The 23,207-nt window shown below is 54.8% G+C and carries 22 protein-coding genes; 9 read left to right on the forward strand and 13 right to left on the reverse strand.

All coding sequences use genetic code 11. The features are described from left to right. The first annotated feature begins 4 nt into the window (after positions 1–4). From glmS to GNG27_RS23360, 8 genes are all read left to right on the forward strand, one after another. On the forward strand, positions 5–1,834 hold the full coding sequence (gene glmS / locus GNG27_RS23325) for a glutamine--fructose-6-phosphate transaminase (isomerizing) (protein WP_142487645.1): 1,830 nt from the start codon (positions 5–7) through the stop codon (positions 1,832–1,834). Between the two features lie 290 nt (positions 1,835–2,124). Continuing rightward, positions 2,125–3,165: a phosphate ABC transporter substrate-binding protein PstS gene (pstS, locus tag GNG27_RS23330; RefSeq protein WP_142487646.1), complete on the forward strand. Its 1,041-nt coding sequence runs from the start codon at positions 2,125–2,127 to the stop codon at positions 3,163–3,165. Positions 3,166–3,293: 128 nt separating this feature from the next. Further along, on the forward strand, positions 3,294–4,253 hold the full coding sequence (pstC, locus tag GNG27_RS23335) for a phosphate ABC transporter permease PstC (protein WP_142487647.1): 960 nt from the start codon (positions 3,294–3,296) through the stop codon (positions 4,251–4,253). Next, on the forward strand, positions 4,253–5,143 hold the full coding sequence (pstA, locus tag GNG27_RS23340; RefSeq protein ID WP_142487648.1) for a phosphate ABC transporter permease PstA: 891 nt from the start codon (positions 4,253–4,255) through the stop codon (positions 5,141–5,143). The genes pstC and pstA overlap by 1 nt, the downstream gene beginning before the upstream one ends. 47 nt (positions 5,144–5,190) lie before the next feature. Further along, positions 5,191–5,964 (forward strand): phosphate ABC transporter ATP-binding protein PstB, encoded by a 774-nt coding sequence (gene pstB, locus GNG27_RS23345; RefSeq protein WP_142487649.1) that lies wholly within the window; start codon positions 5,191–5,193, stop codon positions 5,962–5,964. A 13-nt stretch (positions 5,965–5,977) separates the two neighbouring features. Next, a complete protein-coding gene (gene phoU, locus GNG27_RS23350) occupies positions 5,978–6,703 on the forward strand; it encodes a phosphate signaling complex protein PhoU (protein ID WP_103177617.1) in 726 nt (241 codons plus the stop codon). Positions 6,704–7,031: 328 nt separating this feature from the next. Next, complete coding sequence (locus GNG27_RS23355; protein WP_142487650.1) at positions 7,032–8,570, forward strand: carbohydrate porin; 1,539 nt, start codon at positions 7,032–7,034, stop codon at positions 8,568–8,570. A 34-nt stretch (positions 8,571–8,604) separates the two neighbouring features. Continuing rightward, positions 8,605–9,765: an esterase family protein gene (locus GNG27_RS23360; protein ID WP_156265201.1), complete on the forward strand. Its 1,161-nt coding sequence runs from the start codon at positions 8,605–8,607 to the stop codon at positions 9,763–9,765. Positions 9,766–9,805: 40 nt separating this feature from the next. Here GNG27_RS23360 and yieH read toward each other — a convergent pair whose 3' ends face one another. Beyond that, positions 9,806–10,471, reverse strand: coding sequence for a 6-phosphogluconate phosphatase (yieH, locus tag GNG27_RS23365; RefSeq protein WP_156265001.1), 666 nt, complete (start codon positions 10,469–10,471; stop codon positions 9,806–9,808). Between the two features lie 168 nt (positions 10,472–10,639). Here yieH and GNG27_RS23370 point away from each other — a divergent pair, with 168 nt between their 5' ends. After that, positions 10,640–11,974 carry an NCS2 family permease gene (locus GNG27_RS23370; protein WP_156265002.1) on the forward strand — a complete coding sequence of 445 codons (1,335 nt, stop codon included), beginning with the start codon at positions 10,640–10,642 and terminating at the stop codon, positions 11,972–11,974. A 41-nt stretch (positions 11,975–12,015) separates the two neighbouring features. Here GNG27_RS23370 and GNG27_RS23375 read toward each other — a convergent pair whose 3' ends face one another. From GNG27_RS23375 to rpmH, 12 genes are all read right to left on the reverse strand, one after another. Continuing rightward, the gene (locus GNG27_RS23375) at positions 12,016–12,582 is read right to left on the reverse strand and encodes an NADPH-dependent FMN reductase (protein WP_142487653.1); all 567 of its coding nucleotides are present in this window, start codon (positions 12,580–12,582) and stop codon (positions 12,016–12,018) included. A 20-nt stretch (positions 12,583–12,602) separates the two neighbouring features. Then, positions 12,603–13,349, reverse strand: a complete 747-nt coding sequence (locus GNG27_RS23380) for a 4'-phosphopantetheinyl transferase superfamily protein (RefSeq protein ID WP_142487654.1) — start codon at positions 13,347–13,349, stop codon at positions 12,603–12,605. 143 nt (positions 13,350–13,492) lie between these two features. Continuing rightward, complete coding sequence (gene yidZ / locus GNG27_RS23385) at positions 13,493–14,455, reverse strand: HTH-type transcriptional regulator YidZ (protein WP_156265004.1); 963 nt, start codon at positions 14,453–14,455, stop codon at positions 13,493–13,495. Next, positions 14,424–15,599, reverse strand: a complete 1,176-nt coding sequence (locus GNG27_RS23390) for an MFS transporter (protein WP_156265006.1) — start codon at positions 15,597–15,599, stop codon at positions 14,424–14,426. The genes yidZ and GNG27_RS23390 overlap by 32 nt, the downstream gene beginning before the upstream one ends. Before the next feature lie 111 nt (positions 15,600–15,710). Next, positions 15,711–16,967 carry a low affinity tryptophan permease TnaB gene (gene tnaB / locus GNG27_RS23395; protein WP_156265007.1) on the reverse strand — a complete coding sequence of 419 codons (1,257 nt, stop codon included), beginning with the start codon at positions 16,965–16,967 and terminating at the stop codon, positions 15,711–15,713. A 90-nt stretch (positions 16,968–17,057) separates the two neighbouring features. Further along, on the reverse strand, positions 17,058–18,473 hold the full coding sequence (gene tnaA / locus GNG27_RS23400; RefSeq protein ID WP_156265009.1) for a tryptophanase: 1,416 nt from the start codon (positions 18,471–18,473) through the stop codon (positions 17,058–17,060). 229 nt (positions 18,474–18,702) lie between these two features. Then, positions 18,703–18,780: a tryptophanase leader peptide gene (tnaC, locus tag GNG27_RS23935; RefSeq protein WP_138370951.1), complete on the reverse strand. Its 78-nt coding sequence runs from the start codon at positions 18,778–18,780 to the stop codon at positions 18,703–18,705. A 194-nt stretch (positions 18,781–18,974) separates the two neighbouring features. Beyond that, positions 18,975–20,339, reverse strand: a complete 1,365-nt coding sequence (gene mnmE / locus GNG27_RS23410; RefSeq protein WP_156265010.1) for a tRNA uridine-5-carboxymethylaminomethyl(34) synthesis GTPase MnmE — start codon at positions 20,337–20,339, stop codon at positions 18,975–18,977. Positions 20,340–20,442: 103 nt separating this feature from the next. After that, a complete protein-coding gene (yidC, locus tag GNG27_RS23415) occupies positions 20,443–22,083 on the reverse strand; it encodes a membrane protein insertase YidC (RefSeq protein WP_156265012.1) in 1,641 nt (546 codons plus the stop codon). Positions 22,084–22,085: 2 nt separating this feature from the next. Continuing rightward, complete coding sequence (gene yidD / locus GNG27_RS23420) at positions 22,086–22,343, reverse strand: membrane protein insertion efficiency factor YidD (RefSeq protein ID WP_132729115.1); 258 nt, start codon at positions 22,341–22,343, stop codon at positions 22,086–22,088. Next, positions 22,307–22,666: a ribonuclease P protein component gene (gene rnpA / locus GNG27_RS23425; RefSeq protein ID WP_014072458.1), complete on the reverse strand. Its 360-nt coding sequence runs from the start codon at positions 22,664–22,666 to the stop codon at positions 22,307–22,309. The genes yidD and rnpA overlap by 37 nt, the downstream gene beginning before the upstream one ends. 16 nt (positions 22,667–22,682) lie before the next feature. Beyond that, complete coding sequence (gene rpmH / locus GNG27_RS23430) at positions 22,683–22,823, reverse strand: 50S ribosomal protein L34 (RefSeq protein WP_002220736.1); 141 nt, start codon at positions 22,821–22,823, stop codon at positions 22,683–22,685. Positions 22,824–23,207 lie beyond the last annotated feature (384 nt).

Raw genomic sequence — 23,207 nt, forward strand, 5'->3', positions numbered from 1 at the left:
AACTATGTGTGGAATTGTTGGCGCAGTCGCGCAGCGTGATATTGCTGAAATCCTTCTCGAAGGGTTACGTCGTCTGGAATACCGTGGTTATGACTCTGCCGGTCTGGCAGTGGTCGATGCAGAAGGGCACATGACCCGTCTGCGCCGCCTCGGTAAAGTAAACATGCTGGCCCAGGCTGCGGAAGAAACTCCGCTGCACGGTGGCACAGGCATTGCCCATACCCGTTGGGCGACCCACGGTGAACCTTCTGAAGGCAACGCGCACCCGCATGTCTCTGAACACATTGTGGTGGTGCATAACGGCATCATCGAAAACCACGAGCCGCTGCGCGAAGTACTCACTGAGCGCGGTTATACCTTCGTGTCTGAAACCGACACCGAAGTGATTGCTCACCTGGTTCACTGGGAGCTGGAGCAGGGCGGTACGCTGCGTGAAGCCGTACTGCGTGCGATCCCCCAGCTGCGCGGTGCCTACGGCACCGTGATCCTGGACAGCCGTGACCCGTCCACCCTGCTGGCCGCTCGCTCGGGCAGCCCGATGGTGATTGGCCTGGGGATGGGCGAAAACTTCATCGCCTCCGATCAGCTGGCGCTGCTGCCGGTCACCCGTCGCTTTATCTTCATGGAAGAGGGCGATATTGCGGAAGTGACCCGTCGCGACGTGAAAATCTTTGATAAAACTGGCGAGCCGGTGAAGCGTCAGGATATCGAATCTAATCTGCAGTATGACGCCGGCGATAAAGGCGCTTACCGTCACTACATGCAGAAAGAGATCTACGAGCAGCCAAACGCCATCAAAAACACCCTGACCGGGCGCATCAGCCACGGCGAAGTGGATTTGAATGAGCTGGGGGCTAACGCCAACGAGATGCTGGCTAACGTCGAGCATATTCAGATCGTGGCCTGCGGTACCTCCTACAACTCCGGTATGGTCTCCCGCTACTGGTTTGAAGCCCTGGCCGGTGTGCCGTGCGACGTGGAAATCGCCTCTGAATTCCGCTATCGCAAATCGGCCGTACGCCGTAACAGCCTGATGATCACCCTGTCGCAGTCCGGCGAAACCGCCGACACCCTGGCGGCGCTGCGTCTGTCCAAAGAGCTGGGTTACCTCGGTTCGCTGGCGATCTGTAACGTGCCGGGTTCATCTCTGGTACGTGAATCCGATCTGGCGCTGATGACCAAAGCCGGCACCGAAATCGGCGTGGCCTCCACCAAAGCGTTCACCACCCAGCTGACGGTCCTGCTGATGCTGGTGGCGAAACTGGCTCGTCTGAAAGGCCAGGATGCCTCTGTTGAGCATGACATCGTACACGGCCTGCAGGCGCTGCCGAGCCGTATTGAGCAGATGCTCTCTCAGGACAAACGCATTGAAGCGCTGGCGGAAGCCTTCTCCGACAAGCATCACGCCCTGTTCCTCGGTCGTGGCGATCAGTACCCGATCGCGCTGGAAGGTGCCCTGAAGCTCAAAGAGATCTCCTACATCCACGCGGAAGCCTATGCCGCAGGCGAGCTGAAACATGGCCCGCTGGCGCTGATCGACGCGGATATGCCGGTGATCGTGGTGGCACCTAACAACGAACTGCTGGAAAAACTGAAATCCAACATCGAAGAGGTCCGCGCCCGTGGCGGCGTGCTGTTTGTCTTCGCCGATAAAGATGCCGGTTTCGTCAGCAGCGACAACATGCACATCATCGAGATGCCGCATGTGGAAGAGGTGATTGCGCCAATCTTCTATACCGTACCGCTGCAGCTGCTGGCGTATCACGTCGCGCTGATTAAAGGTACCGACGTTGACCAGCCGCGTAACCTGGCGAAGTCCGTTACCGTAGAGTAATCCCTTCAGGCTCCACCTTCGGGTGGAGCTTTTTTATCCGCGTTTTTTAATGACAAACTGTCATCTTCAGCTAACTTTTTCAGTGTCACAGAAAGAAAATTTTTCTGAAATCTTAGCGTCATAATGATATTCAACCTGCTGATATTTAACCTTTATTTTAATTTTCCCAAAGCGAAATTCTCGCTGTCATAAAACTGTCATAATTCGTACATTTATCTGTCACCTCTTTGTCCTATTTTGCTCATCGTAGCCACTAAACAACGATTTACGAAAATCTTGCAGGAGACATTATGAAAGTTATGCGTACCACTGTCGCAACTGTTGTCGCCGCGACCTTATCGATGAGCGCGTTCTCTGTATTCGCAGAGGCAAGCCTGACTGGCGCTGGTGCAACCTTCCCTGCGCCGGTGTATGCCAAATGGGCTGATACCTACCAGAAAGAAACTGGTAACAAGGTCAACTACCAGGGTATCGGCTCCTCCGGTGGCGTTAAACAAATTACCGCGAATACTGTTGATTTCGGCGCATCTGACGCTCCGCTGTCTGATGAAAAACTGACGCAGGAAGGCCTGTTCCAGTTCCCGACCGTTATCGGTGGTGTTGTGCTGGCCGTGAATATCCCTGGCCTGAAGTCCGGCGAGCTGGTGCTGGATGGCAAAACCCTGGGTGATATCTACCTCGGCAAAATCAAAAAATGGGATGACGAAGCCATCACCAAACTGAACCCGGGCGTGAAACTGCCTTCGCAGAACATCGCTGTGGTTCGTCGCGCTGACGGTTCCGGTACCTCCTTCGTCTTCACCAGCTACCTGGCGAAAGTGAACGAAGAGTGGAAATCGAAAGTCGGTTCCGGCTCTACCGTTAACTGGCCAACCGGTCTGGGCGGGAAAGGTAACGACGGTATCGCTGCCTTCGTACAGCGTCTGCCTGGCTCAATCGGCTACGTAGAATATGCTTACGCGAAGCAGAACAACCTGGCGTACACCAAGCTGGTTTCTGCTGACGGTAAACCAGTAAGCCCGACCGAAGAGAACTTTGCTAACGCGGCTAAAGGCGCTGACTGGAGCAAATCTTTCGCTCAGGACCTGACTAACCAGAAAGGCGAAGGCGCGTGGCCAATCACCTCCACTACCTTCATCCTGGTTCACAAAGAGCAGAAGAAACCTGAGCAGGGTACTGAAGTGCTGAAGTTCTTCGACTGGGCATACAAAAACGGCAACAAACAGGCGAACGACCTGGATTACGCCAGCCTGCCGGACAGCGTGGTTGAGCAGATTCGTGCTGCATGGAAAACCAACGTGAAAGACAGCAGCGGTAAAGCGCTGTACTAACAGGATATTTTTGACGAAGATGGCGGGTGGCGCTGGCGCTAACCCGCCCTACGGCTCCACCTGTAGGCCCGGTAAGCGTCAGCGCCACCGGGCATATTCGTAAGACGTCTCAAACAGAAGAGTAATTTATGGCTGCAACCAAGCCTGCATTTAACCCTCCGGGTAAAAAAGGTGACATGATTTTCAGCGCGCTGGTAAGACTGGCTGCGCTGATTGTGCTATTGCTGCTGGGCGGCATCATCGTGTCTCTGATTTTCTCCTCATGGCCGAGCATCCAGAAATTTGGTTTCTCCTTCCTGTGGACCAAAGAGTGGGATGCCCCGAACGATATCTACGGTGCGCTGGTGCCGATCTACGGCACGCTGGTGACCTCGTTTATCGCCCTGCTGATTGCCGTGCCGGTGAGCTTTGGTATCGCCCTGTTCCTGACTGAACTGGCGCCGAACTGGCTGAAGCGTCCGCTGGGTATCGCCATCGAGCTGCTGGCGGCGATCCCGAGTATCGTTTACGGCATGTGGGGCCTGTTTATCTTTGCGCCGCTGTTCGCGACTTACTTCCAGGAGCCGGTGGGCAACGTCCTCTCCGCCATCCCGTTTGTGGGCGCCCTTTTCTCCGGTCCGGCATTCGGTATCGGGATCCTGGCCGCAGGCGTCATCCTTGCCATCATGATTATTCCTTACATCGCGGCGGTGATGCGCGATGTCTTCGAACAAACCCCGGTGATGATGAAAGAGTCGGCCTACGGCATCGGCTGCACCACCTGGGAAGTTATCTGGCGTATCGTTCTGCCGTTCACCAAAAATGGGGTAATTGGCGGCGTCATGCTGGGTCTGGGCCGCGCGCTGGGTGAAACCATGGCCGTGACCTTTATCATCGGTAACACCTACCAGCTCGACAGCGCCTCGCTCTATATGCCGGGCAACAGCATCACCTCGGCGCTGGCTAACGAATTCGCTGAAGCGGAATCGGGCCTGCACGTTGCCGCGCTGATGGAACTGGGCTTAATTCTGTTTGTTATCACCTTCATCGTCCTGGCGATCTCCAAAGTGATGATCATGCGCCTGGCGAAAAATGAGGGGGCACGCTAATGGCAACGCTCGAAATGCAAAACACCGTGGAGCTGGCGGAATCTCGCCGCAAAATGCAGGCGAAGCGCCGCATGAAGAACCGCCTCGCGTTGACGCTCTCGATGGCGACGATGGCATTCGGTTTGTTCTGGCTGGTCTGGATCCTGTTCTCCACGGTAACGCGCGGTATCGACGGCATGTCGCTGGCGCTGTTCACCGAGATGACCCCGCCACCCAATACCGCCGGCGGCGGGCTGGCAAACGCCCTGGCGGGCAGCGGCCTGCTGATCCTGTGGGCGACCGTGTTCGGTACGCCGCTCGGCATCATGGCGGGGATCTATCTGGCGGAGTACGGCCGTAAATCCTGGATTGCGGAAGTGATCCGCTTCATTAACGACATTCTGCTCTCTGCCCCGTCGATTGTGGTCGGTCTGTTCGTCTACACCATCGTGGTGGCGCAGATGGAGCACTTCTCCGGCTGGGCCGGGGTGATTGCGCTGGCGCTTCTGCAGGTGCCTATCGTCATCCGTACCACCGAGAACATGCTGAAACTGGTACCGGACAGCCTGCGTGAAGCGGCCTACGCGCTGGGTACGCCGAAGTGGAAGATGATCTCTGCCATTACTCTGAAGGCGTCCATCTCCGGGATCCTGACCGGCGTACTGTTGGCCGTGGCCCGTATTGCCGGTGAAACCGCGCCGCTGCTCTTTACCGCGCTCTCCAACCAGTTCTGGAGCACGGACATGATGCAGCCGATTGCCAACCTGCCGGTGACCATCTTTAAATTTGCGATGAGCCCGTTTGCCGAATGGCAGTCGCTGGCCTGGGCCGGGGTCCTGATTATTACCCTGTGCGTACTGTTACTGAACATTCTGGCGCGCGTTATTTTCGCGAAGAAGAAACACGGTTAATTATTGACGGCGTGGCACTCTGCGGCGCCGGATGAGGAAATGAGTCAATGAGTATGGTCGATACTGCCCCGGGTAAACTTGCGGTTCGTGATCTGAACTTCTACTACGGCAAGTTCCATGCCCTGAAAAACATCAACCTGGATATTGCCAAAAACCAGGTTACGGCATTCATCGGTCCGTCGGGCTGCGGGAAATCCACGCTGCTGCGTACCTTTAACAAAATGTATTCGCTCTATCCGGAGCAGCGCGCTGAAGGCGAGATCCTGCTGGACGGCGACAACATTCTGACCAATACCCAGGACATCGCCCTGCTGCGTGCGAAAGTGGGCATGGTGTTCCAGAAACCGACGCCGTTCCCGATGTCCATCTATGACAACATCGCCTTTGGCGTGCGTCTGTTTGAGAAGCTCTCCCGCGCCGATATGGACGAGCGCGTGCAGTGGGCCTTGACCAAGGCCGCATTATGGAACGAAACCAAAGATAAACTTCACCAGAGCGGATACTCTCTCTCCGGTGGTCAGCAGCAGCGTCTGTGCATTGCGCGTGGTATCGCCATTCGCCCGGAAGTGTTATTGCTGGATGAACCGTGCTCAGCGCTGGATCCGATCTCTACCGGCCGTATCGAAGAGCTGATCACCGAATTAAAACAGGATTACACCGTCGTGATCGTGACCCACAACATGCAGCAGGCTGCGCGTTGTTCTGACCACACGGCGTTTATGTACCTGGGCGAGTTGATTGAGTTCAGTAACACGGACGATCTGTTCACCAAACCCGCCAAAAAACAAACCGAAGATTATATTACTGGCCGCTACGGTTGATTTGGAGTTAACCATGGACAACCTCAATCTTAATAAACACATTTCCGGCCAGTTCAACGCAGAGCTGGAAAGCATCCGCACCCAGGTGATGACCATGGGCGGAATGGTCGAGCAGCAGCTTTCTGACGCGATCACCGCAATGCACAACCAGGACAGCGAGCTGGCGAAGCGCGTGGTGGAAGGTGACAAACACGTCAACATGATGGAAGTGGCGATCGACGAAGCCTGCGTGCGCATCATCGCCAAGCGTCAGCCGACGGCGAGCGACCTGCGTCTGGTCATGGCGATCATCAAAACCATCGCCGAGCTGGAACGTATTGGCGACGTGGCGGACAAAATCTGCCGCACCGCGCTGGAGAAGTTCTCCCAGCAGCACCAGCCGCTGCTGGTGAGCCTGGAGTCGCTGGGTCGCCACACCGTGCAGATGCTGCACGACGTGCTGGATGCCTTTGCGCGTATGGATCTGGATGAAGCGGTGCGTATTTACCGTGAAGACAAGAAGGTCGACCAGGAGTACGAAGGCATTGTACGTCAGCTGATGACCTACATGATGGAAGATACTCGCACCATCCCAAGCGTCCTGACCGCCCTGTTCTGCGCCCGCTCTATCGAGCGTATCGGTGACCGCTGCCAGAACATTTGCGAATATATCTTCTACTTCGTGAAAGGACAGGATTTCCGTCACGTCGGCGGGGATGAACTGGACAAAATGCTCGCCGGAAAAGATCCGAAAGAGTAATTTTCCCCCTAACGCCAGCTTTGCTGGCGTTATATTTAAATATCAAAATATTTCCTCTACGAATAACGCTGTTCCTCCCCACGTAATAACATTGCCGTCAGTCACATTTCAAACTTTTCCCGGTTGTTTTCTTTTCTCTTCTACCCTAAAACATCCCGATATTAACGCGAGCCACTGAAATACGTTAATGTGCTAATAACGTTATTAAGCAAAAATGGATTGTTACCGCTATTAAGCGGGCAAAACCTGAAAGTGATTATCTCCTTGCGGAGGCTAATCGCTTTCAGGTTTTTTTATTTTAAAAGATAAATTAACAGGGACTTATATTATGTTCAGGAGAACCCTTATTACCTCGGCCATTTTAATGATGGCACCCCTCGGTCAGGCCGTGTCTGCGCCATTAACGGTGGAGCAGCGCCTCGAATTACTGGAAAAGGCGCTAAAAGAGACTCAGGCAGAGCTTCAGCAGTATAAAGATAAGGAGATCGTCAAAACGCAGACCGCCCGCCCGGCGAAAAAACCCGACGCCGTACTGGTCAAAACAGAGGATGCCCATACCGAGGCGGTTTATTCCTCCATCACCATGAAAGACTTCAGTAAATTTGTGAAAGATGAAATTGGCTTTAGCTATAACGGCTATTTCCGCTCCGGCTGGGGCACCGCATCGCATGGTTCGCCAAAATCCTGGGCCATTGGCTCCCTGGGGCGCTTCGGTAATGAATATTCGGGCTGGTTCGATTTGCAGCTTAAGCAGCGGGTCTATAACGAAGGCAATAAACGCGTCGATGCCATTGTGATGCTGGATGGCAACGTCGGCCAACAGTACTCCACCGGCTGGTTTGGCGATAACGCGGGCGGCGAAAACTATCTGCAATTTTCCGATATGTACGTGACTACTCAGGGGTTCCTGCCGTTTGCCCCGGAGGCCGATTTCTGGGTCGGGAAGCACGGTGCACCGAAGATCGAAATCCAGATGCTGGACTGGAAAACCCAACGAACGGATGCCGCAGCGGGCGTAGGGCTGGAAAACTGGAAAGTGGGACCCGGCAAGGTGGATATTGCGCTGGTGCGGGAAGACGTGGATGACTACGATCGCGAGCTCAAAAACAAGCAGCAGTTGAACACCAATACCATCGACCTGCGTTATAAAGAACTGCCGCTATGGGATAAAGCCTCGCTGATGGTCAGCGGGCGCTACGTCGCGGCCAATCAAAGCTCAGGCGAGAAGTATAACCAGGATAATAACGGCTATTATCCGTGGAAAGACACCTGGATGGTCGGCACCACCTTAACGCAAAAACTGGATAGCGGCGGATTTAATGAGTATTCCGTGCTGGTGGCGAATAACTCCATCGCCAGCAGCTTCTCGCGCTATGCCGGTTCCAGCCCTTTTACCACCTCCAACGGCAGATATTATGGCGACCATACCAACGGGACGGCGGTGCGCGTGACCTCGCAGGGCGAGATGTATCTACGGGATGACGTCATCATGGCCAGCGCGCTGGTGTACTCCTTCGGCAATGACGTTTACAGCTATGAAACCGGGGCCCATTCCGATTTCGAGTCCATTCGCGCCGTTGTGCGTCCGGCGTATATCTGGGATCAATATAATCAGTCAGGCGTTGAGCTGGGTTATTTCAAACAGCAAAACACCGATCTGACCGGCAAGAAATATTATGAATCAGGCTATAAAACCACGCTGTTCCATACTTTCAAAGTGAATACCAGTATGTTGACCTCCCGCCCGGAACTGCGTTTTTATGGCACTTATATTAAAGCCGAAGAGACGGAATTAGATAATTTCACCTTCGAAGACCAAAAAAAGGATCAGTTTGCCATTGGCGCGCAGGCTGAAATCTGGTGGTAACTGGATCGCATAAAGGACACTATTAATGAAAAGAATGAAAACAGCTTTATCCGTTATTACGCTCTGTCTTGCACTCGGCCCATCGGCTTTCGCGGCAGATCTTCCCGCTGCCCCGGATCCCGCTTATCCGCTGAGCCAGTATGTCACCCAGGTAAATGCCGATAATACGGTGACGTATCGCTACTTCGCCCCGGCGGCGAAAAGCGTATCGGTGGTGGTGGGGACCCCGACCCCGGAAAACATTCATCCGATGACCAAAGACGCTTCGGGTATCTGGAGCTGGCGGGGGCCGGTGATGCAGCCCAATCTGTATGAATATTTCTTCAACGTTGATGGTGTACGCAGTATTGATACCGGCACGGCAATGACCAAACCACAACGTCAGGTGAACACCAGCATGGTGCTGGTGCCGGGCAGTATTCTGGACGTTAACCCGGTCCCGCACGGCGATCTTATTACCCTGACCTATCATTCGGCGGCGCTAAAGTCGGAGCGTCAGCTTTTCGTCTGGACGCCGCCGGGCTACAGCGAACAGGGGAAACCGCTGCCGGTATTCTACTTCTATCACGGCTTTGGTGATACAGGGCGCTCGGCTATCGATCAGGGGCGTATTGCGCAGATTATGGATAACCTGCTCGCGGCCGGAAAGATTGCCCCGATGCTGGTGGTGGTGCCGGATACCGAAACCGACGCCGCCGGCATTGTGCCTGAAACCTTCGTGCCGAACGAGCGACGCAAAGCCTTCTATCCATTGAATGCCCAGGCTGCCGATCGGGAGCTGATGAACGACATCATACCGCTCATAAGCCAGCGGTTTAATGTGCGTGATGATGCCGAAGGACGTGCGCTGGCGGGGTTGTCCCAGGGTGGCTATCAGGCGCTGGTCTCCGGCATGAACCATCTTGAACGCTTTGGCTGGCTGGCCACCTTTAGCGGCGTCACTACTACCAGCGTACCGGATGCGGGCGTCAGCGCGCGGCTCAACGATCCGCAGGCCATCAATAAGCAGCTACGCAATTTCACCGTTGTGGTAGGTGAAAAAGATGCCGTGACGGGCAAGGATATCGCCGGGCTGAAGCAGGAGCTTGAGAAACGCCAGATTAAGTTCGACTATCACGAATATCCGGGTCTGAATCATGAGATGGATGTCTGGCGACCGGCCTATGCGGACTTCGTCCAGAAACTGTTTAAATAGCAAAAAGCCGTAAAGCGAGTCGCTTTACGGCTTATCAGGCTTAGCGGGTGATATTCCAGCCGCGCGCTTTCCACAGTTCCGGCAGCTGGGCCAGGTCGGTAAAGGTCGTCACCTTCGGATGGTCCAGCGGTGGGTTGTGCGGATCGGCACAGAAGTAGAATACCTCCATGCCTGCGGCGATCCCCGCCTGCGCACCCGCGCTGGAGTCGTCCACCAGAATGCAGTTCTCCACGTTGACGTTCATCGCCTTCGCGGCATGGAACATCATGGCCGGATCGGGTTTCCAGCGCTGGATATCGTAGCCGCTGTACAGTTTTTCCGGGAAATGGTGCAGCATCTGCAGCTTGCCAAGAGAGTGCTGCATTTTGCTCACCGGGCCGTTAGAGACTACACACATCGGCACCGCCATCGAATCCAGCAGGGTGCTGGCACCATTGATCGCTTCCAGTTCGGAGTCGAAGAGGCGTGCGACCTCGGCGCGGTAAACAGGCTCCAGATCCGCTTTCGCGAGGCTGACGCCGTGTTCGGCGTTAATGATGTCGATGATTTCGTAGAGCTTCACGCCCTTAAAGCGTTTAAACGTCTCTTCGAGATCGAGCGTGATACCAAATTCCTGGAACATGGTGACATACGCCCGGGAACAGATGACCTCACTGTCGACCAGCGTACCGTCGCAGTCGAAAAATACTGCATCAATCTGAGACATGCATTTCCCTTTCTTAACAAGTTTAACGTTTACGTGCTGCATAACGTTGAGACGCAATCGTTGCCGTATAAGCAAATTCAATGAAAAAAAGTGCCTCTCAACCGCCCCTATTGTCGCATTTTGGTATAGGATAGCGACGAATTTTCCCTCCTTGTTCGGAAATAGATGATGAGTCAACAACACACTACCCAGGCTTCTGGCACGGGTTTGCTTGAGCGCGTGTTTAAACTGCGCGAACACGGCACGACGGCACGCACCGAAGTGATCGCCGGTTTCACCACCTTCCTGACGATGGTCTATATCGTTTTTGTGAACCCGCAAATTCTGGGCGTTGCTGGCATGGATACCAGTGCCGTCTTCGTTACTACCTGCCTTATCGCCGCCTTCGGCAGCATCCTGATGGGGCTGTTCGCTAACCTGCCGGTTGCGCTGGCACCGGCGATGGGTCTGAACGCCTTCTTCGCCTTTGTGGTGGTCCAGGCGATGGGCCTGCCGTGGCAGGTGGGGATGGGCGCTATCTTCTGGGGTGCCGTCGGTCTGCTGATCCTGACCATTTTCCGCGTGCGTTACTGGATGATTGCCAATATCCCGGTCAGCCTGCGCGTGGGCATCACCAGCGGAATCGGCCTGTTCATCGGCATGATGGGGCTGAAAAACGCCGGTGTGATCGTGGCAAACCCGGAAACTCTGGTCAGCATCGGTAAACTGACCTCCCACAGCGTGCTGCTGGGCGTGCTGGGCTTCTTCATCATCGCGATTCTGGCCTCCCGCAACATCCACGCGGCGGTGCTGGTTTCCATTATCGTTACTACCCTGCTGGGCTGGATGCTGGGCGACGTGCACTACAGCGGCATCGTCTCTGCGCCGCCGAGCGTGACCACCGTGATTGGCCACGTCGATCTGGCGGGCTCGCTGAACCTGGGTCTGGCCGGGGTGATCTTCTCCTTTATGCTGGTGAACCTGTTTGACTCCTCCGGGACGCTGATTGGCGTGACCGACAAAGCCGGTCTGGCGGATGAGAAGGGCAAATTCCCGCGCATGAAGCAGGCGCTGTTCGTGGACAGTATCTCTTCCGTCACTGGCTCCTTTATCGGGACCTCGTCCGTGACCGCCTATATCGAATCCTCTTCCGGGGTGTCGGTCGGTGGCCGTACCGGTCTGACCGCGGTAGTGGTTGGCCTGCTGTTCCTGCTGGTGATCTTCCTTTCACCGCTGGCGGGCATGGTACCGCCGTATGCCGCCGCCGGTGCGCTGATCTACGTGGGCGTGCTGATGACCTCCAGCCTGTCGCGCGTGAAGTGGGACGACCTGACCGAAGCGGTTCCGGCGTTTATTACCGCGGTGATGATGCCGTTCAGCTTCTCTATTACCGAAGGGATTGCGCTGGGCTTTATCTCTTACTGCGTGATGAAGGCGGGCACCGGACGCTGGCGTGAAATCAGCCCATGCGTGATGGTCGTTGCGCTGCTGTTCGTGCTGAAGATTGCGTTTATTGATGCCTGATAAACAGAAAGCCCCCTCCCTGTGGGAGGGGGTCGGACTGCTTACGCTTTAACCCGCTGAATATACTTCCCAAACGCGCTCAGCTGACCGGTCAGATGGTCAAGGGTGCTCTGATCAATCACTTCACCCGTCTGCGGGTCGACCTTGTTCTGAATCACGCCGCCCATAAACTCCGGCTTGTTCAACACCATCGCATCCAGGAACACCAGGATCTGGCGCAGATGATACTGACAGCGTGCGCCACCAATCGCGCCCATGGAGCTGGTCTGGATCAGCACCGGTTTACCCGCCAGCGGCTGTTCCGGCAGACGGGAGAGCCAGTCAATGGCGTTCTTCAGGCCACCTGGCACGGAATAGTTATATTCCGGAGTGACAATCACCACGCCGTCCGCTTCGCGGATCTGCGCTGCCAGCGCTTCTACCGCAGCCGGGAACCCCTCTTCCTGCTGCACATCCGCGTCGTACAGCGGAATATCGCCGATCGACGGCAGGGCGGTAATGTCCATGCCCTCGGGCGCCAGCTTCGGCAGCGTGCGGGCAACCATCCCGTTAAATGAACCTTTGCGCAGGCTTCCCAGTAACGTAACAACCTTTAACGTATCAGACATCACTACTCCTTCTTGAAAGGTCAGGTGAGAATAATCGCTTTTTCCGCCGGTAGACTGGTTAGGCGCATCAGGCGCGCGGCCGGTTCGTTCGCACGGGCGGGGACGTCCGGCAGACTCTGCCATCCGAGGCGGCTGTCGAACTCCCAAATTTTTAGCCGTTCAATGGCCGGAGTGACGGCGATAGACCAGATCAGAACATCTTCAGCGTCGCTTAAGGCTTCTACCTGTGCGGCTCTGGCGGCCCGTAGACGGCCGGAGCCCGGTAACAGTTGCAGCAGGCTGGCGCAGTCGCTGGCGTCGCCCGACAGCTTACGGATGCTCTGACGCAGAGTAATCAGCTGCGCTCTGGCTTCGTGGGGGTCGTTCTGGTTGCGCACCCATAAGTTCTCGTTGCTGGAGAGCGGGTAGGTGTCATGGGCGTGAGAGCCATCCGGGCTGCGGAGCGCCCGCTGCAGCTCCATATCCAGACCGCAATCGCCTTCTGTTGTCAGCGCCAGGCCCACGATATTGCCGGCGTAGGCAATGGAAAAGCGGGGAAGCTCCGGATCGGCGAACACAGGGCGACCCTCTGGTTCGGTAATCACCTTCGGCAGCTCGCTGGTGCCGTAAAGCATAAACAATAGTTCAGCGAGCAACATCCGGGAAGCCAGAAACCGTGTGCGGCGATGTTCAGGAAGCATCCGCGCTTCGTTTTGACAGTTTAAAGAGAGTCTGGTTGAAACCAGCCGCCCCTCGGTCAGCGTCCCTCTTGCAAAATGCGTAGCCATTTTTCGCTCCGTGATAATGGTCAGTCGTCAGGTTAAACGGTTACATGATTATCGCTTAACTCGCTTACTGTTTTAATGGCTAAATGGGAGTAAGGGAAGTTTTGCGGCGGAACTTTACATTTTCTTAGGCGAAAACAAGGCGTCTAACGCAACGGCGGGCCGTATAACGCCTTGATGGTCTCTCTCAGCCAGAGGATTTTGGGGTTGTGGCTGTTACGCTTATGCCAGATCAGGGTGAAGGGCACGGTGAGCTTCAGTGCCTGCGCCTCATCAATGGGGATCGGTAGGGTAACCAGCTGCCGCTGGTGGAGCTGATTGTAGTGATGGCAGTAGTGCGGGGCGGTGGCAATGTAGTTATGGCCCGGCTGCGCCGCCATAAACATCGATTGCTCAAAGCCGGGCAGGCTCATGGCGATATTGCGCGTACGCCCCATCTCTCTCAGCACTTCATCCAGCGCCCAGGTGTCGCTACGCTCCCAGAAGATACTGATATGCGGATAGCGCAGGAAGGTTTCGAGGTTCCACTCCTCCTGTAGCGCAGGATGATCTTCGCGCAGATAGACGCACGGGCGATCGCTGAACAAAATTTCGTAGTCAATAAACCACGGCATCAGCTTTAACAGCTCGCGGGAGCGGGGATGTGTTTCGCGCCCGGTAAAGCCGAGATCGACCTCCCCGCGGGTTATGGCGTCCAGCGAATCATAATCCCAGTGGCGCATCTTCACCGTGGCCTGCGGATAGCGCTGGTTCACCTGTTCCAGCAGGGCATTAAAGCGGATCAGCATCAGCGGGGTTTCCGCCGCCAGCTCAAACGTCAGGCCGCCGGGGGAGTCAGGGTGGAATTTATCGAGGATCTGGTTGCCTATCTGCATCCAGTCGGCCAGATCCTGTTCCAGACTCACCGTCAGCGGCGTCGGCAGCAGCCCCAGCGGAGTCTTCACAAACAGCGGATCGTCAAACCAGTCGCGCAGCTTCGCCAGCGATTTACTCACCGCGGAAGGGGTAACGTTCATCCGTTTCGCGGCCTTGGTGACGCTGCGTTCCTGCAGCAAAAGCTGCAGGCACAACAACAGGTTAAGATCGAGACTGCTGAGGGGCTTCTTCATGATGCGCTGCGGGCCGGATAAACAAAAGTAGGGTGATGCAGAGCATGCTACAGCCAATCAGCACCCCGATCAGCATATTCAGCGCATTGAGTCCCATTATGGCTGCCAGCCAAATCCATAGCGAAGAGCCGCAGACCTGGGCGATACCCAGCACCGAGCTGGCTACGCCTGCACGCAGCGAGAACGGGCCGAGTGCCTGACTCATCGCCACGCCAAAGCCGACGGAGAACCCGGCGCAAATCAGGGTAATACCGACAAGCATCATCGCCTGTGAACCGGCGGTCGCCAGAATCACACCTGCCGCCAGGAACAGCGCCTGGGAGGTCAGCATCAAGGTGCGCTGGCGGAAGATGTTCAGCGCAAACGGCGTCGAGAACGAGACCGCCATACTGACCAGCGCGGTTAATGCCATCACCGTGGAATATTCTCCGCGATCGAAGCCCATCACTTCCATCAGCAACACCGGGGAAACGTTTACATAGGTGAGGATCACCGCCACGCTCAGGGTGGTGACCAGCAACCGGCTGATGAAGAAGCGGTTGAGCAGCTTCTCGTCAGGCGGGACAGACGCGCTATGCTCCCGGTTTTGCGCTCCGGGGTGGGTCTCTTTCAGTACCGCGATCGACAGGATAAAGACCAGCATCCCCATCGCCGCCATCGTCCAGAAAAGGCTCTGCCACGGAAACTGCAGCATAATCAGGTAACCCACCACCGGCGCCAGCACCGGGATAATGCAGGTGATGCCGTTCATCATGGAGAGCACTTTGGCGCGACGCTGGGTGCTTAAAGTATCGCGCAGGATGGCAAAAGCCACCACGTAGCAGCCGCCTGCGCCGACGCCCTGGATAAAGCGTCCGGTAAGGAATAGCGAACTCTCCTCTGCCATTGAACAGAGCACGGAGGCCAGTGCAAAAATCACCGCCCCGGTAATGGCGACCGGCTGCCGTCCGGCTTTATCGGCAATCTTTCCGGCAAACACCATTGATGACGCCATCCCCGCCAGGTAGGCCGAAAACGCGATATGCAGCTGCGCTTCGCTGGCATCCAGATCGCGGGCGATGTGTGGCAAACCCACCAGATACATATCAATGCCCGATGGATAAAGCAGCACCAGCGCAAAACTACAAAACAGAAAACGAGCCATAACACCCCCATAGAGTCAGGCAAGAAGCATAGGGGGAGAAAGGGAAGGTGGCGAGTTGCCATTTGGACAAAGGTGATTTCCTGACAGGAAATCACCTTTTGATGAGCGGGTTTAGCCAAAGCGCGGTAAGAAATGGAAGGTATTCCCAAACCAGCAAACGATGACCACGACCCCGAACAGGATCACCAGCGAGGGGACAACCCTACCGCCCCAGACGGTGAAAGTCTTATTCGGGAATTTCTGTCTCGCTTTCAGCGCCAGGATTGCCGGGACAATCACCGCCCATATGGTGGCGCACAATCCCGCCCCGCCAATACCGTAGATAAACCCGTTCGGGAAGATCAGGTAGAGCAGGGTGGGCGGCAGGAAGGTCAGCATAATCGTTTTCAGGCGACCGGACGGTGAATTATCGAGTTTAAAGAGGTCGGCAAGATAATCGAACAGGCCTAAGGTGACCCCGAAGAACGAGCTGGCCACTGCTAAATTGGAGAAAACCAGTAAGCAAAATTCGATCACCCCATGCTGTCGGGTGCCGAGGAAGGATTTTACCAGCGAGTCAACATTGCCCCCGGACGAGATGATCTCATTGAAGCTGTCGCGTGTAATGTTCCCCATCGTGCAATAGAGCCAGAACAGGTAGATAAAAAGGGCCAGCAGCGAGCCATAGACAAGGCTTTTTATCAGTTTATCTTTTCGCTTGCCGTAGCAGATGATCAGGCTGGGAATGTTGCCATGAAACCCAAACGATGCCAGACAGACGGGCAGGGCCATAAAGATATAGGGGAAGTAGGTGGTATTGCTGGCCGGCGTAACGTTGATGTCTCGTAAGATTGAATAATCGACCTGAAAGAAGAAGGAGCCGAACACAACGATAAAGGCGATGATCTTAATACCTAAAAACAGCGAGGTAATGCGGCTGGCCGCCAGTGAGCTGAACCACAGTACGCCTGCAACGAAGATTGCCGTACAGACACCCACTATCCGGGGATTAACATGGGTCCCCTGATTCATGGCAATGGTTTCACTGATGATGGCACCGTTTGCGGAGATATAAGCATACGTCAGGATATAAAGTACAAAGGCGACCGTGAAGCCGCTGACGATATTCCATTTATTGCCAAGCAAATCTTTAGTGATGGTATTGAAACTGGAACCGACGGGATAGTTTAAATTTGCTTCTAACAATAATAGTCCGGAGTGAAGCATTGAAAACCAGGCGATAATTAAAATAAACGCGCCCCAAAAAAACCAGGCTCCCGCCAGATCCACGGGTAAAGCAAACATTCCCCCGCCAATAACGGTACCTGCTATAACCATGACACCCCAAACCGATGAGTGTTTAGTCTCTAATTCTAAAGCGTTATCCATGGTGCCCCCATCAATTATGGTAAGCCTGATGTTATTGAACTATTTATTTTGCGGGTGGCTAAAATCATTTAGCCACCCGGGGACAGAAGGTTAAACTTCTTTGAGTCTGGCAGTGAAGTGACGTAATACTTTAGGTTCGTAGGTAAAGGTTAATCCTTTAATATTCATCGCATTTTCTTTAACGTGCTTAAAGGCTTCGACGATAAAATCCATATGCGATTGCGTATAGGTGGCGCGCGGAATGGTTAAACGCAGCAGCTCTGCCGGGCAGGGTAACTGCTTACCGGTTTTCGGATCGCGGCCCAGTAAGAACGAGCCAATTTCCACTGCCCGAATACCGGCCACTTTGTATAACTCACAGGCCAGCGCCTGCGCCGGGAACTGCTCTGCAGGAATATGCGGCAAGAGCTTACCGGCATCCACAAAGGCAGCATGACCGCCCGCCTGCTGGCAAACGACGCCGATGGCTTCCAGGCCGTCCACCAGGTACTGGACCTGATTAATACGGTATGCCAGCCAGTCCTGACCCATGCCGTCGTGCAGGCCTACCGCCAGACGCTCCATGGCGCCGCCTTCAAGACCGCCATAGGTCGGGAAGCCCTCCTGGACGACGCACAATGTTCTGCACTCGGTATAGACGTCGAAATAGTCGTCATTCTTAATGCACAGCAGGCCGCCCATCGGCACCATGGCATCTTTTTTGGCCGACATGGCCAGCATATCCGCGTACTTGTATGTCTCCCGGGTAATTTCCGCGATAGTCCAGTCTTTATATTCCGCTTCACGTTTTTGAATGAAGTATGCATTTTCGGCGAAGCGCGCGGAATCCATCACCACCGGAATATCGTATTTTCTGGCAATCGCGTACATCGCTTTCAGGTTTGCCAGCGACACCGGCTGCCCACCGGCGGAGTTGCTGGTAATGGTCGCGACAATATAAGGGACGTTGCCCGGCCCCACTTCTTCGATGCCGTTTTCCAGGCCCTGCAGGTCAAAGTTACCTTTAAAATCGTAACGGATGCCGGTATCAAAGGCTTCCTTGATATACACGTTGCGCACGGTGCAGCCATTTATCTGGCTATGTCCCTGGGTGGTATCAAAAAAGTAGTTAGAGAAGGCGACCATTTTCGAGCGGTCTAATCCCTTCTCCTGCTCGCGCTTTTTAATGAGCACCGGAATATAAATCTGCTCGGCGCCGCGTCCCTGATGGGTAGGGATAGTGTATTGATAACCGAAAATCTCTTTCACAGCATCGGACAGCGCATAATAGCTGCGGCTTCCGCTATAGGCTTCGTCACCGCGCAGCATGGCGGCCTGCATATTCTGTGTGACCGCGCCGGTGCCGCTGTCGGTCAGCAAATCAATAAATACGTCTTCACTATCCAACAGGAAGGGGTTCATACCCGATTTAATAATCGCGTTGTCGCGATGCTCCCTTGTGGTGCGCTTAACTGGCTCAATAACTCTGATGCGAAATGGCTCTGGCAAATGTTTGAAGTTTTCCATTATATAATTCCTGTTTTTATCGCAGCGGTGCTGGTGGCTATTTTTAATAACCATTAATACAGGCATGCCCGGGCCCGCTATATCGCCACACGACCTGGAGAATATATCTCACGGATCGAGGCGTGCAGAGGCGCAATTGCAGCCATACGGGTGCAATAATTTCAGGCATACCGGATAAATAGAGTATTTGTCTATTCAGTTTGCATAGAGAATGAGAGGCGAAGGGAGATTACGGATGGTGATTGACAATTTTATTGTCAATATTGAACCACTTAGAAGTGATATATGTATTTAAGATAATCGTCATTGATTTATCCTCATTAGACACGCTACTACACTATTCGAATGAGAATATTTGTCTATGTGCAGAGATATTAATTGTGATTGTAATCACAGAGAATATAACAGATATATTTGGTATTTATTCAGGTAATATAGAAAAGGAAAAAGCCGCAATAACAGGGATGTTATGCGGCTTTTTAGCAGAGGGCTGAAACGGGTTTATTTCCCGATGCAGAAACTGGAGAAGATGCGTCCCAGCAGGTCATCCGAGGTAAACTCCCCGGTGATCTCGCTTAACGCCTGCTGCGCCAGACGCAGCTCTTCCGCCAGCAGTTCTCCGGCCCAGGCGCCGAGCAGCTGGGCCTTGCCCTGATCCAGATGCATCGCCGCCTGCTCCAGCGCCTGCAAATGGCGACGACGGGCAAGGAAACCGCCCTCCATGCTGGTATCAAAGCCCATACTCTGCTTGAGATGGTTACGCAGGTCATCCACGCCCTCACCGGTACGCGCCGACAGGCGAATCAGTGAGTAACCATTCACATCGCTGATGCCCAGCGTTTCGCCGGTAACGTCCGCTTTGTTACGTACCACGGTGATCGGCAGTTTAGCCGGCAGGCGGGCGATAAAGTCCGGCCAAATCTCTGCCGGGTCAACGGCATCGGTCGTTGTACCGTCTACCATAAACAGCACGCGGTCGGCCTGCTCGATCTCCTGCCAGGCGCGCTCGATACCGATGCGCTCAACTTCGTCGCTGGCATCGCGCAGCCCGGCGGTATCAATGATGTGCAGCGGCATACCGTCGATATGGATATGCTCGCGCAGAACGTCGCGGGTTGTACCGGCAATGTCGGTGACAATCGCCGCTTCACGGCCCGCCAGCGCGTTCAGCAGGCTCGATTTCCCGGCATTGGGACGCCCGGCAATCACTACCTTCATCCCTTCCCGCAGCAGGCTACCCTGACGCGCTTCGGCGCGTACCGCATCGAGATCGTTCATCACGTCGTTAAGCTGGGCTTCGATTTTGCCATCGGAGAGGAAATCGATCTCCTCATCCGGGAAATCAATGGCCGCTTCCACGTAGATCCGCAGGTGAGTAAGTGCTTCCACAAGATGGTTAACGCGGGCAGAGAAGGCCCCCTGCAGCGAGTTCAGTGCCGAGCGTGCAGCCTGTTCGGAACTGGCATCAATCAGGTCGGCAATCGCCTCGGCCTGGGCCAGATCGAGCTTATCGTTCAGGAAGGCGCGCTCGGAGAACTCGCCCGGCTTCGCAATGCGCAGGCCCGGCAGGGTCAGAATGCGTTTCAGCAGCAGGTCGAGGATCACCGGCCCGCCGTGGCCCTGCAGTTCGAGCACGTCTTCACCGGTAAAGGAGTTCGGGCCCGGGAACCACAGCGCGATGCCCTGGTCCAGCGCCGTGCCGTCTTTATCTTTAAACGGCAGATAGTCGGCGTAGCGTGGCTTTGGCAGTTTCCCCAGCACCGCTTCTGCCACCTCGCGCGCCTTCAGGCCGGAGATACGCAGAATGCCCACACCACCGCGTCCCGGTGGGGTTGCCTGGGCGACGATAGTGTCGTTTTGGCTCATGGTTTGTCTCTTCTTAATGCAATAAAAAAGGCGGTCCATAGACCGCCCTTTAATTTATGTTCCGTTTGCCGGGTGGCGCTTCGCTTACCCGGCCTACTTAAAGTCAGGAATTTTTCTTCTCGCGGCTATGCAGGCCACGTTTTTCCAGACCACGGTAGATCAGCTGCTGCTGAAGGATGGTTACCAGGTTGCTGACGATATAGTACAGTACCAGACCTGACGGGAACCACAGGAAGAACACGGTGAAGATGACCGGCATAAAGGTCATGATCTTCTGCTGCATCGGGTCGGTCACGGTGGTTGGCGACATCTTCTGGATGAAGAACATCGTCACGCCCATCAGGATCGGCAGGATGTAGTACGGGTCCTGTGCGGACAGGTCATGGATCCACAGTGCGAACGGCGCATGGCGCAGCTCAACGGAGCCCATCAGCATGTAGTACAGCGCAAGGAAGATTGGCATCTGGATGAGCAGCGGGAAGCAGCCACCCAGTGGGTTCACTTTCTCGGCTTTGTACAGGGCCATCATCTCCTGGCTCTGACGCTGTTTGTCATCGCCCAGACGCTCACGCATAGCCTGAATCTTCGGCTGCAGCATACGCATCTTCGCCATGGAGGTGTACTGCGCTTTAGTCAGCGGGTACATGATGCCACGAACGATAAAGGTGATAACGATGATGGAGAAGCCCCAGTTGCCCAGGAAGCTATGGATCCACTTCAGCAGTTTGAACAGCGGCTGAGAGATGAACCACAACCAACCGTAGTCTACGGTCAGATCCAGGTGCGGTGCCACGGCAGCCATTTTATCCTGGATTTCCGGACCGACCCACAGGGTGCTGCCCAGCGTACCGGTTTGACCCGGCTGAATCAGAACCGGCTCAGACTTATAGCCGATAGCGGCAACGCCGTTCAGGTTGGCAGTGTAGAAGTTGTTGGAGCCGGAGTTGTTCGGCACCCATGCCGTCGCGAAATACTGTTGCAGCATCGCTACCCAACCGCCTTTTGAGCTGACGTTCAGGTTTTCGTTATCGGCGATGGTGTCGAATTTGTATTTCTCGTACTTGGTATCTGGCGTGGAGTACGCAGCGCCACGGAAGGTATGCAACGCGAAGTTGTTGCTTCCGGTGTCACGGTGCGACGGCAGATTGATGGTTTGCTTCAGCTGGCCAAAGGTGGAGAGTTCCAGCGGTTTCGCGCCGGTGTTCTGCACGTTATAGCCCACGTTCACCGCATACTCACCGCGTTTCAGGGTGAAGGTTTTGGTGAAGGTGTTGCCCGCAGCATCGGTGTAAGTCATCGGGATCGCGAGTTCGTTCTGGCCATCAGCCAGCACAAACGCATCTTTATCGACGTTATACAGCGGACGTGCGCCGTTAGCCGGGTTATCCGGGCCATCACGACCGGTCAGGCCGCTCTGCGCCTGGTAGATAAACTGCGGCGTGGTTTCCAGTAACTGGAACGGCTCGTTAGAACCGAGCTCTTTCGGGTAAGTTACCAGTTGTGCCTGCTCAACATCACCACCACGGGTGTTGATAGTCAGCTCAAGCACATCGGTCTTAACCGTAATCAGTTTACCCTGGCCACTGGCCGGTACGCCCTGGTCGGCGGCGCTACCCGCTGCGGTGGTCGTTGTCTGCGTGACCTGCTGCTGAGGTTGAGGATTTTTATCCTGCTCCCAAGCCTGGAAGATCATGAAAGACACGAACAACAAAGCGATGATAAGAAGATTGCGTTGCGAATCCATCGTTAGTGTTCTCTGGTATCAAAAGGTCCTGGGGGGACGGGATCGTCTCCACCTGGGTGTAAAGGGTGGCATTTTAATACGCGTTTCACCGTCAACCAACTGCCTTTTATCATTCCAAACCTGCGCAATGCCTCAATTCCGTAGCTTGAGCAGGTCGGCGTGAAACGGCAGTGTGGCCCGAGTAGCGGACTAATCAGGCGTTGATAGACCCGGATAAGGCCGATCAGGACCCGTGAGCCAGGCGACAGTGGCGGCGCCATAATTTTTCCAACGCTTCCGAGAGAGCACGGTTATCGAGGTCGGCAACCCCTTTTTTAGCCACCACCACGAAATCCATAGAAGGCAGTTCATGTTGACGTAAACGGAAGCTTTCACGCGTCAGACGTTTAATCCGATTGCGTTCATGCGCACGCTTAACGTTTTTCTTGGCGACAGTGAGACCGATACGGGGATGCCCCAGCGAATTTTGGCGGCCGAGGATGGTGATTTGCGGCGTGCCAGCCCGTTGTGGCTGCTGGAAGACGAAAGTGAAATGAGTGGGAGTTAACAAACGTAACTCCCTGGGAAATGCTAGCTTAACCACGCAGGGGTTAGCTTAATTACTTGGAAACGGTCAGACGTGAACGGCTTTTAGCACGACGACGTGCCAGAACCTGACGACCATTTTTAGTAGCCATACGAGCACGGAAGCCGTGAGAACGGTTGCGCTTCAGTACAGACGGTTGAAAAGTGCGTTTCATGGCGATTTCTACCTAAACTTGAATAAATTCAATGACTTTTTATGGAGTCCGAACGAATAACGAACACTGGACGCCGAAGCCATGGGTGATTAAAGAGGCCGGATTGTAATAATTGTACACTCCGGAGTCAATTCTCTTTCCTTATTTCCCGCGTCTTTCCGCACGTTTTTAGCGTGCAAATTGAGCAGCATCAGACGCAGGTCTTCGAGTCCCACGCGCCGGGTGGGGAATTATACGGGCTCCAGGGCAAATCGCAAGGATCGTCCAGGATCTTCGTTAGATCATTTAAGCAAAAAATGGTCGTTACTCATTAATTTTTCCAATATGCGGCCTAAATCGTGGGGGCGGTTCATCAGGATCGTTTACACTTACCCCGTTTCGATC

Origin of the sequence: Leclercia sp. 119287, assembly GCF_009734485.1 — a bacterium.
GTDB classification, from domain to species: Bacteria; Pseudomonadota; Gammaproteobacteria; order Enterobacterales; family Enterobacteriaceae; genus Enterobacter; species Enterobacter adecarboxylatus_C.